The sequence below is a fragment of the Paenibacillus sp. M-152 genome, from assembly GCF_003856555.1.
Lineage (GTDB): Bacteria > Bacillota > Bacilli > Paenibacillales > Paenibacillaceae > Paenibacillus > Paenibacillus polymyxa_C.
The window spans coordinates 4,349,386-4,367,390 of record NZ_CP034141.1; the positions used below are offsets into that span (position 1 = coordinate 4,349,386).

An 18,005-nucleotide genomic window follows, 5' to 3' on the forward strand; every position below is an offset into this window, starting at 1 on the left:
GTTTACTTCTAAAGTTCCATCATCCATATACCAAAGGCTCATACGCTATACTTCATATCTTCAAAAGAGTGCAACCAAAAGTCCCATCTTTTTACTCGTTCCCAACTAAGTTTGTAATGGTTAAATTCTAGGGCTCTATGCCCCATACCAGCTTACCTTGCTGATATACGGTGCCGTGGTCCCAGTCTGCAAATGCTGTTTGGGTTGCTCCATAGGAGTAATCGTTAGTCTCATCAAAATTGCTCCAATTCGCTGCGTGAATACGAGATTGAATTTCTCCGGTTTCGCCGCCGGGCTGAATCGTTCCCGCTCCATCTGTGAAGGAAATCTCCACATATTTATCAGCCTTGGACTTCGGATTTGGCAAAGTTACAAAAGTTGCTTTTACCTTTTCATTACCAATTCTGGCCCAGTCTACAAAAAACTGCTGAGCTTGTTTGCTCTCATCTGTGTAATAGTAGCGAATTTTCAGATCACTTAACTTCACTGCTGTTTTACCCGTATTTTTGATATTGAATTGTGGTCGGATCGCATTATCCTTGGCGTTCGTGTCATCGGTGCGATATTGAAGCACTATCCCTTCATTATCACCGCCTGGTGCACTTCCACTGTGATCGCCACCGTTGTTTCCACCATTGTCTCCACCATTGTTTCCACCATCGTTACTACCGCCATTGTTGCCATCTCCGCCGCTATTCCCGCCGTTGCTTCCTCCACCATGATTGCTGGAGCCTTCCAGAATCGCCTGTTTTACAAATTTGCCGGAAGCCGTTAATTGTGAATCAGGCCATCCACCCTTGCGGTCAGCACCAGGCAACAGGGCAGCAGAGGTCTCATTTTTGTCGGAAAGCGACCAATTGGCCCAACTGATTTTGCGACTGGCCATAAAATCAGTCCATACTTTGGATTCATTCAGGAACGGACCACCGTTACCCGAAGCGTCACTTGTACCCCACTCGGTAGCAAAAATGCCTACACCTTTGTTCAGGGCATAATCAATCCGATCACGTAAAGATTGTCCATGTGTACCTGCATAGAAATGCACGGTATACATTGTATTTTTATCTGGAAGCGGATGGTCTGCTGCATCATGTACATCCTGACTCCAAGTACCTGTTCCTACAATAATAATATTATCCGGGTCTTTAGCTCGAATAACCTGAGATACCTCAGATGCATAAGGTCGGATTTGATTGTTCCAGTTTACATTCCCATTCGGCTCATTAGCAAGTTCATAGATTACGTTAGGCAAATGACCGTACTTAGTGGAAAATTCATTAAAGAAAGCTTTGGCTTCATTTTTATGAGTGTTCGGATCGCCATCTGAGAGAATGTGCCAGTCAATAATGACGTACAGGCCCAGTTTCTGTGCTGCCTCAATTGCTTCCTTCACTTTATTTTTCAATGAAGGGTTGGCAATATAACCATTTTCTTCAGTGTACAACGCAACTCGAAACACGGAAATGCCCCAATCGTCCCGTAACCATTTCATAGTGTCCTGATTCACCAGATCCCCAAACCACTGAACGCCATGAGAACTAATGCCCTTGAGCTGTACAGGTTGTCCATTTTTATCCACCAGTTTACCGTTCTTTACTGAAAGTTGTCCGTAACGTTCCACAGGGGTCGTCCCGGCCGCCTCTGCTGTCGGCGCATTCCAGTTGAAGCCATTCGTTAACGTCAATAGCAACACTGCTGTTAACATTACTGCTACTCTTTTTGCGATCCTTGGCAGGACCCATTGCCCGTTCATCATTTACACATTCCTTCCTTTTAATAAAGTAGATAAGACTTATCAGTACGTTGTTCTCCGCTTTTCGCCCCCTCTTTTATACAATAAAAGGATCAGGTCCAACATTCGATGTCACTTACCTGTATATGGATGCTACTACTATTATAGTTAGTTTCATTTTACATTTCGACTTTATCCCAGAAAATGAATAAGAAGTCACGGTTTTGAGATATGTACCCCTTAGTTGGCTACTATAGAGTACTGAAGGGACAAAAGTCTCATTTACTTATTAAGTTTAACCTAAAAAAAGACTGCTTCCCGATGCCTAGGCTCGGTACAGCAGTCTTATCATGATCTTATATGTGATCAGATAATATTAACAATTCGTCTTAATGTATGATGTCCCTATTACCCCTTAGCGGCAGCTTGAGGTTCTTGGGTTGCCTGATCTTCGTTCATATCGCCGCCATCCGTCGCTTGATCTGTCAGTACAGTCTCAGATGAGTTACCCATTACCTTGTCTATAAGTTGTAGCCAAGGTTCTTCACTGCCTCCACAACTCTCAATATCACCGAGCAGGGACTCTAGCGTGGTTCCTTCTTCTGGCAAATCAATAACTAAACTGTCTTCGTCAACTTGGATGGTGCAGCAGGTTTTCATTGTAAATCCCTCGCTTAATTCTTATTTGAGCATGCAGTATGCTTGCTCAGATGGGATGAACTCCCACGGATCCAGGGATAAGCCTTTTGAATCCGTCTGAAATTATAAACCTAATGCATCCCAATTGCAATGAACAAACCTTGAATTTTTAAGAATTAGCGAATCAATTCAAACATTCAGCAAGCTCTGTAAAAATTACTCCAAGCGCATAAGCCCCCGCATCTGGATAACCAAGGCTTCTCTCTCCGACCGCTCCGGCACGTCCCATACGCGCCACAATGTTTTCTGTCTTTTTGGCCCCTAGTACAGCGGCCTGAGCACCTCGTACAAAGGCTGCCTTCACATCAACATTTGATTTCGCGCTCTCTACCCAGCTATCCGCACATGGCACTAATGCATCAATAAGCGTTTTATCACCAACGACGGCTCCTCTGCCGAAAGAACGTTCGCCTGTCGACTGTATGCCTTGCACCGCAGCCTGCATCAGATCTGCGAATTCGGTAACGGTGAGCTCGTTTCTTTCGCCCGCAGAGCGTGCTGCTGCGCGAAATGCCGAGCCCCAGATCGGGCCCGAAGCACCGCCGCAGTGTTCCATGATGACGAGCGAGCATGAATGTAGAAAGGTTCCCATCGTCAAAGAATCTTGGTTTAGGATGTCGCTCCATTCCCGTTTCAGCTGACGAAATCCCTTCGCAACGCTCATACCAAAGTCACCATCGCCGGCATGAGAATCAAGCTCGCAGAAAGGCACCTCATTCTTGATGATAACCTCACTCATTTTGTCAACCAGGTATATCAGATTGTTCAACGTAATCTTGTTATCCTCAATAATTGCAAAGGCAGGAGCGGTTTTCACCTCGAAAGATACTTGCCGATTTTCGTCTGCTACAGTTGAAAGCTCCGTGAATTCAACATGATCAACAGATCCAGACACTTTGAACGCTGGCGTGTTGCTTTCATGGGAAAGTAAGGTTTGCAGTTCGTCGTCCAGCTTCATGATCGAAACTGAGATGCCCGCCATATCTATACTCGTCATAAAATTGTTAACGAAAGCTCGATTGATCTTGATCCCCTTCGCTGCCAGTTCGCGAGTGACCGCATAATTGAAAAGGTACAGTTCTTGTAGAGGCGTACCGCCAAAACCATTGATCAGCAGAGCGATTTCTCCGCTAAATCCGTTTTCGATCTGCATGTCTCGAAGGAGGTCGGTTACCATTCTGCGTGCCAGCGTATTCGCATCTGTCAGCTTCTCGCGTCTGATTCCAGGCTCGCCGTGAATGCCCACGCCGTATTCGATTTCTTCAGGTCCGAGCTCAAACGTTGGCGAGCCCTTCGCCGGCACGGTGCACGACGTCAATGCAAATCCGATACTGCGTACATTCGCAGCGGCTTTCTCCGCCACTGCTTTGACTTCCGCCAGACGACGGCCCTCTTCTGCAGCTGCACCCGCGATCTTATGCACAAGTACCGTGCCCGCTACACCGCGTCGTCCGACCGTATATAGACTGTCTTCTACAGCGATGTCGTCTTCGACCTTTACATAGTCCACTTCCAGACCATCTTCAGCAGCCAAATGGGCACCGTTTCTAAAGTTCATGATATCGCCGCTGTAGTTTTTGATAATCAGCAGTGTGCCTTTTTTCCCAGCGGTTGCTCGAATGGCCTGATACACTTGAATTTGCGAAGGAGAGGCAAAAACATCACCACAGACCGCCGCATCGAGCATCCCTTTGCCGACAAAGCCGGCGTGAGCGGGCTCATGCCCACTGCCGCCGCCGCTGATGAGCGTTACTTTCTCCGTGTTCAGTTCCTTTTTCTTGAGCACTTTATATTTTGGTAGAAATTCCAACTCGGGATGCGCGAGCGCAATACCGCTGCACATCTCAAGAACCAAGTTTTCCGTACGGTTGATGACCTTTTTCATGCTATTTTACCTCCGCTTTGTACTGGCTGCCGATCCGGTCGGCCGCAGCAATTGCCGCTGCAACCTGCTCCACCGTGATCGGAAACGGCATGGCATGAATCGATTCCTCCTCAATGCAGGCTTTAGCAGCTACTTCCATGAGTTCTTCCCGGCTGATATGATCGACACCGATATCGGCCAAGCAGACCGGCAAACCGATGGTTAAACAGAAATCCAGTACCTGATGTAATTCTTCCGTCGGTGCGTTTTCGAGCACCAGCTGTGCGATCGTACCGAATGCGACTTTTTCTCCATGATAATAATGATGCGTGCCTTCCAAAATGGTGAGTCCATCATGAATCGCATGGGCCGCAGCAAGTCCGCCGCTTTCGAAGCCAAGACCTGAGAGTAAAATATTAGTTTCAATGATATTTTCGAGTGCTTGTGTAACTTGATTTTCATCGCATGCCGCTTTTGCTTTGGCACCGTCTTTTAAGAGCATTTCATAGCATAACGTTGCAAGTGCCAACGCCGCATTCGTACCTACGGCTGGCGCACACTGTCCCTCGCGTACTCCGTTAGGCAGTCCAGCGTTGACCCTGGAGTAAGAGCGGGAGGTCGCACGGGCTTCAAAGTATGTCGACAGTGCATCACCCATACCTGATACGAGGAATCGGGTTGGTGCATTGGCAATTACAGTGGTGTCGACTAATACGACACTCGGGCTTTGTTTAAAATAGGCGTAATCGTCGAAGGCGCCTTCTGGAGTATAAAGAACGGCCGAGTGACTTGTCGGCGCATCCGTCGCAGCAATCGTCGGACAGATGATAAGCGCTTCCCCTTGTGCCACACATTTCGCCGCGTCAATCGCTTTGCCGCCGCCGAGACCAACGATGCAATCACATCCATTCGCAGTGGCGATTTCCTGGAGTCTAGACACTTCCTGTCTGGAGCACTCACCCATAAAACCGCTTTCAATAAAGGTCACGTTATATTTTTCCGTAGTGGAATCAAGCTTATCTTTCACCCGCTCCACATCGGCTGGATGCGCGATCAGTAAGGCAGATTTGCCGAAGGTGCTCACATAGTAACCCAAATTCAACAATTCGTTTTCACCTTGTACATATTTGCTTGGGCTGATAAAAGCTTTTCTCATCTATAATTCCTCCCTTTAATGGTGTTGGTTTCGTTCTGATTAAAACTATAAACGAACCATGTGAACTTTACATTGGAGGAATCAAGGAATATATTATAATTTGCAATCGTATTTTTTTGCACTGAAGCATGTGAATTGTACTTTTTTGTTGTTGCTTACAGGATAATTTACCATTAAGGGATGAGAATCTTGATACGTGAACATTTGAGCATCCAGAAAATCTTTGATTTGGAAAAGTGGGAGCAGTTGCAGGATTCATTAGCATCCGTTACCAAATTAGCCATTCTCACCGTCGATTATAGAGGGAATCCCGTAACTAGCCACAGCCAATGTCAATCGTTCTGCAAGAAGGTTCGCCAAGATGAGAATCTCCTTCCCTACTGCCAGAAATGTGACTCTCGTGGTGGACTTGAGGCCGTACGTTCCAACAAACCTTACATTTATCTCTGTCATTATGACATCGTTGACATCGCGGTACCGATCATTATCGACGATAAGTACATCGGCGCCGTCATGGCAGGTCAGGTTCGCCTAGCTGATCCTTCGAGCGCTTTACAGCTGGAACAGATCCTCACGTCAAAAAATGAAAAGCTGTACAGTTCCAAATGGGAGGAACTTAAGGACTACTATGCCGATCTGCCGACGATGACTTATCAGGAAATTCAGATGATCTCCAACATGTTATCCTTATTGTGTAATTATATTGTTGAAGAAGCGATGAACAAAAATCTTCTCGCGGAAATGTTCGAAAAGGCTTCGGCCATAGAATCCACTCCGCAGTTGTCCGAGATCCTTCCTGGCTACTCGCTGAAGCATATCGAAAGCCTTAAGAAAGAAATGAATAATATCTTAGCAGATGCCTATCTGAACTCCTCAGGGGATGAGGATATTCCGTGCGGAAATCCTGTACTCAAACCCGCCTTTGAATATATTTATGAGCACAAGGGTGAAACTTTTTCTCTAAAAGCCATGGCTGACTTGTGTCACATTAGTCCGAGTTATTTTAGTCGGCTGTTTGCGAAAGAAACGGGTGAGAACTTTTCCAGCTATCTGTCCCGCTTAAAGATGAAATGGGCGAAGCAACTGCTCGAAGCCACAGATATTCCGGTATCCCAGATCAGTAGCGAGCTCGGCTTCAATGAGCCGGGATATTTTATTAAAATATTCAAAAAATATGAAGGCACAACACCTGCGGTGTACCGAAAGTATTACAAGGGATAAATAAACGAAAAAACAGATGATTCATGGGTATATTGTTACCAGAATCATCTGTTTAAATTGGTCTTGGCAAAGCTCTTATCTAAGCTACATATCTGTGTGTACTGATCAGGCTGCCTGAGATAGTGGCTTGCGCTCGATGATCAGTTTAGTGCTTGGTTTGATGGCTCTTTTGACGACCATCATTAAGGAAATCAGTGCAATTACCCCCATAAAGATAGCGACCGGCATATATCCCGTATACGAAATCAGCTCTACAACCGGATACAGGATGGCAGGCACCCTAAACGAATACTCATCAGCCGTCTCCATATAATACGCTAGCCAGGAGAGAAAGCCCCCGATCAATAATGTGTATAGAAAAAAGACGATCGACGGTTTCATAGATGCCCAAGCCGTATTCGTAGATTGCTCATAAGTATAATCCTTCTTCATGTAGCTGTACAAATGCTGTACGAACGCGTCCTTTTCGTCACTGGCAAATTCCATTTTCACTTTTTCAGGTGTGGAGCTCCCTGCTTTTGTATAGGTAAGAAGCAATGTATCATCAAATTTGGTCAAATTTGTTTGCACGCTTTCTATTGCATGTAATGGAATACAATAATCATAATGCTCCATTTCTTCCATCGTCACAGTCCCTTCGGAAAGCTGCACACTGATTGCTTCTGCCTGAGCCTGAGCCAAATCGGTAAGAATGGCATGAGGATGAAGAATAGCAAAACGTTTATTATCCAATTTATAAATTTTCGTTTTCTCATCATCATGAACGGACATACAAATCCCCCTTTTTATCAGCAATTTTATTATGGTGTGTTTCTTTAGAGCTACCGTAATGTTTCTGACTGATCCTGAGCATTCGTTTCATTGTGCAAGGATTCTGATTTTTTCTTGCGAAATAATTTGGCAAAAAACTTGCCTATCACACCAAACACACCTGCACAAGCAGCACCAATGAGGACGAGCACCTTAATTCCCGCGCCCTTAAAAAAAGCAATGATTAATGCCAACAAGCCTACCTTTTTAGCTACTGCCAAGCCAGCTCCTCCCAAGATCAGTCCAGTCAGGCCATACTCAGAAATTTTGTCTGTTGAAGCATTAAAATCCTCGTATCGCTCACCTGATTTGACGGTCAACTTGGGTAATATTTTCTCATTCAAAAACTTCTTATCCGCCTCCAAATGTGCAGGATCGGACACTAATATGGCAGAGATATAACCCTGACGAGTGAGCACGCGAACATTATAATTAATCAGCTTTTCCTTGTTCCCATCCTCCGCCAGCATAGACCAAGTTAGATTATGGGTCGCTTCATTATAAAAAGGCTCCACATCCCAGCCTGTAACATACAGGCGATCACTTTCCGCCTTTTCCTTGTTACTCTCTTCCGTACCTTCTTTATAACTATCTAGAATGGCATCTGCATCGATATCTTCTTTTTCATCATCCTTGATATGTCCAAGTTCATAGTATTCAAAAACAACTTCCCAATTTTGATTTTCATCCTTCGGAAATATACTCCCAATTTCCTTGCCAGATGGCTTTTCGTGATTCATCTCGCTTACCTTTGCAGTGTTAGCCGCATCCAAAAAAAGAAGAGATGAGTCTAAATCAACCGTAGCCACCTTTCCCAGGTCTACCTTTCGGCCACCTTCAACCCATTTTAATTGTTCACTGGATGAAGCCCACGCGTTTCCTCCACTGAGTAACACCAGACTAAGCGCCAACAGCGCTCCCAAAATCGTTTGGCTCCATCTCATTTTGTTGTTACATTTGTTATCTAGTCTCTTATTCAAAACTCATTACTCCTTTATAAATTCCAATATCTCCCGTGTCCCCAACCATATTAGCCACTGCTTTATATTTTGTCAATTCACAGTAGCAAAGGGCGTTTCCAAGACTTAATACTCATTTTTATACATATGTATGCAAATTTCTACTCTAATCGGACTGGTTTTACAAGGTATAGAGGAGCGATATGAAAAGACTCATCATGGACAAGCACAATTGCGTAATGGCTGCAACTTATCCGTTCAAGTCTCATCTAGCATATAAAATGTCGAATTTCAGCAGAATAAGAAATGTACACTTCACTAAACAAGCGACTATAGTCTTAGTGACTTTATTCCTGTTTTTTATACATATGTCATCTTTTTTATTTAAAAGAATGTATAGGCTTACACCGGATTGATTTATCAAATGCCGGGACATAGAAGTAAAGATAGAGGGGATGCACACTCCACTCCTCTATCAGTTATTTTAATCCACAATCATCCGTCCGGCTCCGCCGCCCTGCCAGCGGCCTGCTGTGCGCTTCCCCCGTCCGGCTCCTTCCAAAATCAACACTAGCTGCCTATGGAGCTGAGCATGTGAAAATTCCTTATATTCCGCACCACTTCGGTTCGCAATATAATGCTGGATAGATTCTCTGTCCACAGCCTCCAGGTTCAGACACATCAGTGCAAACATACAATCCATCGGATCGTTTGTACCGCTTTTGAGCAGTTCGGATGCAAAGTAGCGCATCGTTTCCGGGCGCAATGTGCTTTGATACAAGCCCGCAAACGGGACATGGATATCACTCCATGTATTAAATTCAGTAGCCATATCAGCAAAATCCTGATAATTGGAGCGAAGCACGGCTCCATCTTTGAGTTTGAACCGGCCCAGCTCCAGTTCATCCAATCCGATCTCAGCCTCGGCCTCCAGCACAATATCTGCATGATGCATGGTAAAATCCGGGCGATCTGTTTGTTCCAAAAAAAGCAGCTTCAGCACCGACAGCCGCCCCGTGGCTGCATACGGCACTTCCTGTTCCTGCTCTAGCAGGTATAATCTATTCTTGTGCTTTACAATGCCTCTGCCTACGGTCAGCGCATGTTCCCCAACGGTCACGTTCATTCCGGTAATAATGCCATCCGAATAATCCTGATATCGGATATCCAGAAAGCTACGGGGGTAATCCCGCAGATTTTCCAGCATCTCGGTTTTGAGAATACGACCTTTTTCAAACTTTGGAACGATATGCGTTAACATGGGGTTCCCTCCTTTCTCTATTCTTCTTTATTTAGGGGAACAGATAGCCGATTCACACCGGGCGCAGGCGGCGGGACTGTAACTCCATCATCGGTGGTGGGTGGAGCTTTACTTACTCCAAGTAATCCAATAAATAGACGAAAATTCTTTTCTATACATCTGCGTAAATCCATCGTGTTCCCCCTGATTGAAGACTGAGGTTCATTATGATCTCAGAATTTATTATCTACCTGTTACATCCCGGCTCCGCGCCCAGCCTGCTCGCGAAGTATATAATTCAGCTCACGCTTGTCCACAACATAGGTACGGGCGATCAGATCGTGAAGAGCCTGTTTTCTAGCTGTAAAGCCTGCCATGATAAAACCGATCCACAAAATGATACTCGATACAATTTTACTCCAGTAGCGGGCACTCGCACGTCCAAAGCTCAGCTTTTGGTTAAATTCATCTACTACAACGATACCAAGAGCCAGCTTGCCCACCGTAGCTCTGCATTTGGACGATTCCATGATCGCAAAATACAGCCATGAAGCCCCCAAATTCATCAAAGTTTGTCCCAATAATTGCATGGTAAAAATAGCAGTCGGCCCGTCTGTTAGCATAGAGGTTTCTGCCGGAGATGGCACCCAATCTCCAATGGCCTGAATGATGATCCAGACCAGTCCGATGATCATAAATACAAATCCTAAAATAAGGCTGTCAATGATATAGGCTAAAGTTCGTTTCCAAAAACCTGCATACAGCATGTTATTCCCTCCAAGTGTTGTGTGCTTTTCTGATTTCTGCATTTGAATAATTCTTAATTTATTATTTCGTGCCGTCAAAGAAATCCAGCTCGGAGAGATCATTTTCGAAGGCAAAAAAGCGCTTGGGACCCAGATACAGCAATTCATCACGGCGGGTAATCGGTACTACATAAAAGCCCCAACGACTATCCCCGACAAAAACAAAATATTTCGTTTCCTCATTGCGGATGGAGTCCGTATCATCCTGCGGGATATCCCGACCGTACAGCTCTGCGATTTCCTCATACGGCATGGGTTCAAAAGCATCTGGCCGACTGCGGTACACATGGCGCTGACGCAGCTTACCCCCGTTGGCCGTCAGGAAGAATTCCACTTCGACCGCTTGAGACGGCCGGGAAATCGAACCGCGTACCCGGCTGCTTTCCAAACTCGCAATCAGCTCCTTCTCACGCCCCGTATGCGTCCATGCGCTGACCGTATACGGAATAGCTGGAATATGATTGGTAATGACAGGCTCAATGGTCCCCATTTTTTTAGCGTTCAGGTAACGGATAGCCCCGCGCAGACAGGCCATTTTCAACTCAGGTACCCGGCTTAGGTCTTCTGCCTTTTGTCGGAACTCAATACTGCGCCCTGGCACAAATTCCTTAAGTGCTTCGCGGAACACGTCTATCCGGCAGGACTGCCCGGTCAGTTTGATAATCGAATAATCCTGCAAGCGCCCCTCCAAATAAAAATCATCCAGAAACTTGCGCACAATATTGTAGATATCTGCCTTAAGTAGCTGCTGTACTTCACGAATATTAAACACCACATCAGGCAAACCATATTCATCACGGAACCGTCCGTTCTCAATCACCGAAACCAGCCAACGATCCATTACGGCAATGTTCAGGTCACTTTCAGCAGATAATACCTGCTCGGATTCAAAGCGACTGCGCAAGATCCCCGTACGTAGAAAAAATTCCTTTTTCATATTTTCTGCCGCACTCCACAACAGATGAAAATTACTCAGTACCCGTTGATATTCATCCCGTGTAGCATGCTCATACCGTTTGAACGCGGTAGGCAAGATCGCCTCTGCGTCGCGATAGCGTTCCTCCAGCCCTGCATATACAGCATCTACTCCAAACTCATCTACATGACGGTACAAATCTCCCGAAGGAATGCCGATCAGAGCATCAATATCGGTGTCAGGCAAACGAGTCTCGGCAGCATAATAACCTGCAAATACAATTTTCATAAACTGCATAATCCGGTACGTCAGATTGTTGCCACCAAAGTTGGTATCCCCATTTTCATACGTTGTGTGAATATCCAGCTTGTAAGCAATACGTCCATCTTCTATCCGAAAGCGGCAGGAAGACAGATCTGTCGTGCCCCCACCACAATCAATGACAAGTGCCTGATACTCCTCACCGTCTGCAAAAGTTCCTCGTTCCATCTGGTCTGCCAACGTGTTGTATAGCACTGCCAGCCCTTCGTCCAGCGCATCCTCTGCTTCAATCCGGTAATCAGGCAAAATATCGCTAAACATCTCAATAAACTGGGGCTGCAGCTTGACAGGAGCAGAAAAGTGTAAATTGCGAAATCGACACTTAAATTGCTGCTCGGCTGTAGCAATCACATAACGGATAAACGCCGCTAAAATATCGCTGCGGGAAGCGGTTGCTGTATTCCCCTCAGAATCCATTAATTCTTCGATTCGCTTATAGTCATTGACCCAACGTTTAATCCCCCGCAATACCGTGGCACGGCTGCCTGCCACGTCGCTTCCACGTAGTGCCTCCTCCCCAAATGCATAAACGATATGCTCAGGATTGGAGCAGTCGGCGACGCGAATGGCGGTCGGCAACACTTCGATCCAGTCGCCTTCCGTACCTTCTGGGCCAGGGAATGATACATAATTGATGGCATCCAGCCTTACCGTGCTGCTCATACCTGTATCAGGGGCCGTAACGTAGGAACTATCCAAATAAGCACCTGCTGTGGTGTTCGAGGTGCCAAAGTCAATCGCCAGTACCGCATCGGTTGTTTCCGTGCCCCGAATGATCAGCTCTGCCACCGGGATTCGGTGACCTTGAAGTTTCAGCGGTAGCATCGGCTTATCTCCATAGTAGAGGTTATAAAAATATTCTGATTCCTGTCTTCGCAAAAACAGCAAGCTATAGCTATGATTAGACGTCTCTCGCAGTTCAGCATCGCGGTGACGAGAAAGATAATATACGCCTGTTCGTCCCTCGTCCTTCACCAAATTTAAAACACCACACAATTCCCCTGTCGCATTCACCAGCAGCACATTAGATGAGCTCAGCCAAGGCAAATCGGATTCGATCCGATAGTTATCCATGCGACCTGTGCGCACACCCTGATACAGCGTGATTTTGGCGGGAACCCGGATACCACCGCTCTCCTGCCGGCGGTCGTTCCAGTTGCGCTGTAATGCCGATTGCATACGTTCAAAGCCGCCAGGATTGGGTCTGGTGATGAGTAGATGCTCCTCCGCACTTCGAAATCGCAAAATTACGCGAATCAATTCTTCACGTGCCAGACGATTCGCAAAGCCCTCGACCAGTCGCTCCTTATCACATATCCCACGCAACTGAAAGGTCGTCATTTGCTCCAATTCCGCCCGCGTATATTTGGTCGTGAAACGAGCGTTTTTTCGATCGGTGAGCGGGTCTAGCAACCTGTATGTATAGGGTCCGTTCATCGTTCACATGTCCTTTCTTAGCCATTTAGCCTTAATAGAGGGCGATAGCATCAATTTTCATCGTAGGGTCTTCCTCCAAAATGCCGAAATGACTTGTCCAATACAATTCCGTCGTAAACCGTGCTGGAAGAAACAAATTGAGAATCAAATCGACTTTGATTCGTGAGAGCATCGTTTCCTCCTGACCAATATATATGAGCAGTTCGTCTTTTTCCTCACAGTTAGTGTAAATGATCGAGCGATGAAAGACGCGACGCATCGTTTGTTTTAGCAGATGTACGGCTTCCCCCGTCTCATACAGGCGGAGCAGGCCTTCAGCAATCGCGTCCTGTTCCTCACGGTTTAATTGTCCAAAAGCTTCCTTTACCTTCGGGCCAAAAATGCCATCCGCAATATCACGCTGAACAAACCGGATATGGTACTCTCGCCGATTCATTCCTTGATACAAATCGATCTCCGCCAGAAAATGCATCATAATATCAAATAGCGATTCTCTCAGCTCTAGATCCTCTGCTGCATCCGGTGGAAACAGATCCCGAAAAATAGAATAAAAGCGGTAGTACGGATTAATCTCCACTACCTGCTCCAAATGGGAAGTATTCAGCTCAGCCAAGCTAAGCTCCATATACGGAGAGTAGCTGACAGCGGGTACAAAGCGGAATTTATCTACATCCAGCCCCTGTTTCCTTGCGCGCATGAGCAAATCCCAAACATAATTCACACCCATTCTCCTTCACACTTGTACTCTGGAAAATACATCTGCACTTCCGACACCAGAAAGCTCATTAAATCGGATAAAATGTAAGCAGGTGCGGTTGGCAAAACATCCCCAGAACCACGTCTGAACCTCAAACGCATGATCTGCTTGCCATCCTCTGTCCGTACATTATCGCTGACAAACGGATTTAACGGATACGTCTGAGTTTTGGTTACAAGGTTGCTTATATCATTTCTCCCTGCACCTCCCCAGATGTCCACACGCTCTAGCTCCAGCCCCTGTGCCGCTTCAAACGAATTGACGATGCGCGTGATCTCTGCTTTGGCCCGGACAATCACGGCCTGTTTCCCTGCATAGCGACCCAAAAAGCTGTCTTGCCGCCGATTGGACAATACCGGATAGGTCTGACGACTAAGCTTGGTTGTAGCTGGTTTCGTAACCTTCAACACATTCCATTCGCCAGATTTATCACGTGGTGTGACAATCGTCAGTTCCTCCTCTGTCCGCTTGATATAGCGGATATCGCTTTCAGTCCCGTCAATCAGGTAACCATGCTCTGGTCCTGTTTTACGCAAAGGCAGCACATGCTCATAGTTCACACGATCCATAGCGGGTATAGGAAAACCGCTGTTCTTTAGAGCCAGTCTTTCAATGTTCCATAGCGGAAAAACATTGGCTTTCTTAAAAATGTCGAATTCCTCCAACGAAATCGTGATTTCATGGATTTCTTCATGAGCGGCCGGCTCGCCGTCTCCACCAATCAATACACAGTCCACAAATTTATAAGCGTACGGGTGATTAATCGTTTTCCACGGCATACCATTTTGCATAAACGTATGATACAACTGCTCAATCTCCAAAATATAAGAACGGTTATGCTCCAAACGAAAACGTATCGGATAGTTTCCGGTTTCCGTGACCAGCATTCCTGAGAAAATTCGCTTGCTGCGTACCAGTGCCGAGATTCGTTCGGTCTCCATTTCGAGAAAAAGCGTAAACAGCGGCATCTCCCCGCCTTCGCCCACCACCTCTGCCACACGGCTGATGTCTACCTGTTTTTCTTCAGCATCAGAGGTCAACACAGGATATAAAAATTCATGAATCGGGTCATAGTCCTCACGCGATGTCAATGACACATACACATCAAACTTTTCTTCCGTATTCTCAATTTCCTCAAATACCCGCCGTTCTAGCTGGCGGGTCATTTCTTCCTGATATTCGACGAGGTTCATAAATACCCCGGCCATCATATTTTTCAGTAAACGTCTCTGCTCTAAATCGTCCATCTTGCTCAAACGATCCTGTACCAGCTCTTTCACGACGTCTCACTCCTTTCCGGCTCCAGCATTCAATGAACATTAAAAACTTATTTCCCGTTCGCAGCAGCCTGATCTAAGCTCTCTGAATTAGACGCCCCGGCTGCTTTAGAAGCAGAATCAGCAGTTCCTTGCTCTTTACTGGTGTCCGCCTTGGCCGAAGCGGCATTGCCATCCCCCGTACCACTGCTCTTTGCAGCCGGAGAGGCCTCCTTCTTCGCGGGCGTAGTACCTGCTGAAGCCGTCGGCGCAACCTTCGTTTGCGATGCTGTGGCAGAGGTTGCCCCAGCAGAAGATGAAGCTTCACTCGCTGCGTCCCCGGTGTCTGTATCGTTCATCGCTCCGTCAGACAATCCCAATCCAGCAGGAAGCTGACCATTTTGCTGCTGCTCCGCGCTCTGCTTTTCCTCCGCCTTGGCTATGCTCCGCTCTAGCGCCAGAACACTTTCGAGCTTATCGATCTCCTGATAAATCTCTTGTGCCCCGCTATAAGCATCAATGGCTCCTTCATAATCGAGATCTTTCATCAGCCGATCCCCTTTGGCCTGAAGTTTGCCAGCTTGAATCTCCTTGAGCTGCTGCTGGATGGATGTCAATTTATCATTGGTCTCAGTAATTTTCTTCTCCAACTCTTTTTGCGCGGACGTATAATCGGATTCCATCGCAGCCTTATTGGCTTTCTTGTACAGCTTAAGTGCATTGTTATAATCGCCACCCTGGAATTTTAAATCGCCGTCCTTCATCCAGCCCGCCGTCTCAGCATAGCTGTCCAGTTGGTCGATTTTTTTTTCAATATCCTTCACATTAAATGGCGGATATAGCCCGGCGCTTTTCCGTGCTTTATCGTAGCTGGCTTCAGCTTTGGTAAAATCGGCCTTTTCCACATAGCCGTCCCCGTCAACCATCAATTGAGATACTTTCTGCTCTGCCGTGTACAGTCTCTTGTGAATCTTATCGTTAATTTTAACTGCCGCGTTTTTCGCTTCACTGTAGGATTTGAGCGCTTTTGCATAATCGCCAGCTCTTGCATAATCATCCGCGGCCTGAGCCGATTCAATCATCGTTTCCAGCGCAGCCGCTTTGTTCGCAGCCATACGCGCCAGTGTAATCCATGCTCCCCCGCCCACGATTACAAAGGCGAGCAACGCAATCAAGATCCGTTTGATCAACTTACGACGGTTTTTAGGTTTTTCCTGAAAAACTTTGTTTACATAAATGGCGGCAGCCGTGTAATTATTCACCGTCCGGCGCTGTTTGCTCAGCAGGACCTCTTCCAACGTATCCGTCAGCATACCCGGGTCCTTCGCTTCCTCCAGCGCACCCAGCATTTCCGCCAGTTCAACATCCTCCCACATCCCAGATGTAGCGAGCAGCATGACATCTCCATCTGCAAGCTGTGTCTTTTTGGCGAAATGGGCATGAACCCCATTCGGATTCCCGAGGTATTCCAGCAGATTGCCCCGTTCCTCGTGTGTACTGGTCGCTTCGTCTGGAATACGTCCATCATCCGCCAATGACTGAGCCAGGCTGTGATCCTTACTGCGAAAATTAAGCCTTCCATTGCGAAAATGATATAGTCGCACATTACCGCACGAAACGTACACCATTTTGTTATAGTTGGTCACTACCATCAGTAGACTGGCCTTGAGCCGGACACGACGGCTTTCAAATTGCAGCCATTCCTGCGCTTCACGCAGATCTCTCATCAAGCGCCGCTTGGACATGGAAGGTTTCTCCATGAAGTTTTCCAGCACCGTTTTGACAACCATTTCTGCGCTGCGCAGCTCCTGATCTGAATCCAGACCATCTGCGAGGACATAACAGGCCATGTCGTCCGTCTCCATGAATGCAAAATAGTCCCGGTTGTCTATGTAAGAGCCCGCTTCCGACACAAAGGCGGTACTAAAATCGCTGTTGTCCTTGCGCATCGCTACCCCCGTCTTTCTTGTTTCATCCTATCGCCAAAATAAGCACTGTCGCATTATCCTGACTTTTAAACCCTTTATCGTTGATGGTGTCGATCATGGCATCCGCCATTTCCTGCGGAGTTCCGCCCTTGCGCATGATCTCTTCCTGCTCAATCTCCGTCAGCGCCTCCTGAATGCCATCACTGCACAGCAGCACATAATCACCCGAATACAGACGAATCGGTGCATTCCCCAGTTCCATGCTCTCAAAGCCTTCATAGCCCAGGTAGTTGACCAGTTGATTGCGTACAGGACTCGTTTTAGCTTCCTCCGAGGTCATTTGTCCAGCAAGCACTCGTTCCTCCAGCAGTGTTTCCGCTGTATGCTTGGAATTGACTGTCTGAAAGTGACCATTGCGGTAAATTGTAATCAAGCTGTCGCCCACCGCTCCGTAATACAGCTGATAGCCGCACACAATGACCGCCGCGAGCGTCGTTCCCCCGCCCTGCCCATTCAAATTTTGCAAAATGCCGCGATTGCTTTGGGTTGCGGCCTCTGCAAAATATCCGTTCAAATTCGTTGCATCTTCTAACTTGGCAAATGCCTTCGTAAAAGTCGTCACAGCTAAGGTACTGGACATACGCCCATTGGCCAGCCCACTGATCCCGTCCGCAACAACCGCCAGCGTACCGACAGGGGTGGTCATACTGGAGAAATAATCATCCTGCTCACTCCGGCTCCCGATCGTTTGACCATTTCCAATCTCAATTCCACTCACGGTACGGCTGCCGGAACTTCGCGTCAGTCGTATACGGATGATGAGAAGAACAGCGAATAGCACCGCAGCTCCACATACAACAAAATAAGGCTGCATATCGTTACCTCCCTGCACCATTGCCCACT

At 46.8% G+C, this 18,005-nt stretch carries 14 protein-coding genes; 1 reads left to right on the forward strand and 13 read right to left on the reverse strand.

Features of this window, described 5'->3' with window-relative positions:
• Nucleotides 1–127 precede the first annotated feature (127 nt).
• From EGM68_RS18940 to EGM68_RS18955, 4 genes are all read right to left on the reverse strand, one after another.
• Nucleotides 128–1,756, reverse strand: a complete 1,629-nt coding sequence (locus EGM68_RS18940; protein ID WP_129549811.1) for a cellulase family glycosylhydrolase — start codon at nt 1,754–1,756, stop codon at nt 128–130.
• A gap of 384 nt (nt 1,757–2,140) precedes the next feature.
• Nucleotides 2,141–2,392, reverse strand: a complete 252-nt coding sequence (locus EGM68_RS18945) for a hypothetical protein (protein ID WP_013372537.1) — start codon at nt 2,390–2,392, stop codon at nt 2,141–2,143.
• A 163-nt stretch (nt 2,393–2,555) separates the two neighbouring features.
• On the reverse strand, nt 2,556–4,316 hold the full coding sequence (dhaK, locus tag EGM68_RS18950) for a dihydroxyacetone kinase subunit DhaK (protein WP_129549812.1): 1,761 nt from the start codon (nt 4,314–4,316) through the stop codon (nt 2,556–2,558).
• A gap of 1 nt (nt 4,317) precedes the next feature.
• Complete coding sequence (locus tag EGM68_RS18955) at nt 4,318–5,451, reverse strand: glycerol dehydrogenase (protein ID WP_040103107.1); 1,134 nt, start codon at nt 5,449–5,451, stop codon at nt 4,318–4,320.
• Nucleotides 5,452–5,640: 189 nt separating this feature from the next.
• On the opposite strand from EGM68_RS18955, the gene EGM68_RS18960 reads away from it, so the two are divergent.
• Complete coding sequence (locus EGM68_RS18960) at nt 5,641–6,672, forward strand: PocR ligand-binding domain-containing protein (protein ID WP_025676099.1); 1,032 nt, start codon at nt 5,641–5,643, stop codon at nt 6,670–6,672.
• 105 nt (nt 6,673–6,777) lie between these two features.
• Here the strand turns inward: EGM68_RS18960 and EGM68_RS18965 are convergent, their stop codons facing one another.
• The 9 genes from EGM68_RS18965 to EGM68_RS19005 form a co-directional block, all read right to left on the reverse strand.
• Nucleotides 6,778–7,443, reverse strand: coding sequence for a hypothetical protein (locus EGM68_RS18965; RefSeq protein ID WP_129549813.1), 666 nt, complete (start codon nt 7,441–7,443; stop codon nt 6,778–6,780).
• A gap of 50 nt (nt 7,444–7,493) precedes the next feature.
• Nucleotides 7,494–8,426, reverse strand: a complete 933-nt coding sequence (locus tag EGM68_RS18970; RefSeq protein ID WP_025676101.1) for a DUF2167 domain-containing protein — start codon at nt 8,424–8,426, stop codon at nt 7,494–7,496.
• Nucleotides 8,427–8,925: 499 nt separating this feature from the next.
• A complete protein-coding gene (locus EGM68_RS18975) occupies nt 8,926–9,702 on the reverse strand; it encodes a hypothetical protein (protein ID WP_013372543.1) in 777 nt (258 codons plus the stop codon).
• 233 nt (nt 9,703–9,935) lie between these two features.
• Nucleotides 9,936–10,448: an RDD family protein gene (locus tag EGM68_RS18980; protein WP_016818677.1), complete on the reverse strand. Its 513-nt coding sequence runs from the start codon at nt 10,446–10,448 to the stop codon at nt 9,936–9,938.
• 61 nt (nt 10,449–10,509) lie between these two features.
• Nucleotides 10,510–13,161 carry an Hsp70 family protein gene (locus EGM68_RS18985; RefSeq protein ID WP_064961860.1) on the reverse strand — a complete coding sequence of 884 codons (2,652 nt, stop codon included), beginning with the start codon at nt 13,159–13,161 and terminating at the stop codon, nt 10,510–10,512.
• 31 nt (nt 13,162–13,192) lie between these two features.
• Nucleotides 13,193–13,882, reverse strand: a complete 690-nt coding sequence (locus EGM68_RS18990) for an iron-dependent peroxidase (protein WP_129549814.1) — start codon at nt 13,880–13,882, stop codon at nt 13,193–13,195.
• A complete protein-coding gene (locus EGM68_RS18995; protein WP_129549815.1) occupies nt 13,879–15,198 on the reverse strand; it encodes a normocyte-binding protein in 1,320 nt (439 codons plus the stop codon). Before EGM68_RS18995 ends, EGM68_RS18990 begins: the two co-directional genes overlap by 4 nt.
• 47 nt (nt 15,199–15,245) lie before the next feature.
• The gene (locus EGM68_RS19000) at nt 15,246–17,123 is read right to left on the reverse strand and encodes a serine/threonine protein phosphatase (protein ID WP_129549816.1); all 1,878 of its coding nucleotides are present in this window, start codon (nt 17,121–17,123) and stop codon (nt 15,246–15,248) included.
• 22 nt (nt 17,124–17,145) lie between these two features.
• Entirely contained in the window at nt 17,146–17,976 is an 831-nt protein-coding gene (locus EGM68_RS19005) for a PP2C family protein-serine/threonine phosphatase (RefSeq protein ID WP_025676108.1), read from the reverse strand.
• Nucleotides 17,977–18,005: the final 29 nt, after the last annotated feature.

What these genes read in the sequence shown, in the direction of transcription:
- EGM68_RS18940 (WP_129549811.1), bottom strand. Translation starts at nt 1,756, where the DNA reads ATGATGAACGGGCAATGGGTCCTGCCAAGGATCGCAAAAAGAGTAGCA.
- EGM68_RS18945 (WP_013372537.1), bottom strand. Translation starts at nt 2,392, where the DNA reads ATGAAAACCTGCTGCACCATCCAAGTTGACGAAGACAGTTTAGTTATT.
- dhaK (WP_129549812.1), bottom strand. Translation starts at nt 4,316, where the DNA reads ATGAAAAAGGTCATCAACCGTACGGAAAACTTGGTTCTTGAGATGTGC.
- EGM68_RS18955 (WP_040103107.1), bottom strand. Translation starts at nt 5,451, where the DNA reads ATGAGAAAAGCTTTTATCAGCCCAAGCAAATATGTACAAGGTGAAAAC.
- EGM68_RS18965 (WP_129549813.1), bottom strand. Translation starts at nt 7,443, where the DNA reads ATGTCCGTTCATGATGATGAGAAAACGAAAATTTATAAATTGGATAAT.
- EGM68_RS18970 (WP_025676101.1), bottom strand. Translation starts at nt 8,426, where the DNA reads ATGAGATGGAGCCAAACGATTTTGGGAGCGCTGTTGGCGCTTAGTCTG.
- EGM68_RS18975 (WP_013372543.1), bottom strand. Translation starts at nt 9,702, where the DNA reads ATGTTAACGCATATCGTTCCAAAGTTTGAAAAAGGTCGTATTCTCAAA.
- EGM68_RS18980 (WP_016818677.1), bottom strand. Translation starts at nt 10,448, where the DNA reads ATGCTGTATGCAGGTTTTTGGAAACGAACTTTAGCCTATATCATTGAC.
- EGM68_RS18985 (WP_064961860.1), bottom strand. Translation starts at nt 13,161, where the DNA reads ATGAACGGACCCTATACATACAGGTTGCTAGACCCGCTCACCGATCGA.
- EGM68_RS19000 (WP_129549816.1), bottom strand. Translation starts at nt 17,123, where the DNA reads ATGCGCAAGGACAACAGCGATTTTAGTACCGCCTTTGTGTCGGAAGCG.
- EGM68_RS19005 (WP_025676108.1), bottom strand. Translation starts at nt 17,976, where the DNA reads ATGCAGCCTTATTTTGTTGTATGTGGAGCTGCGGTGCTATTCGCTGTT.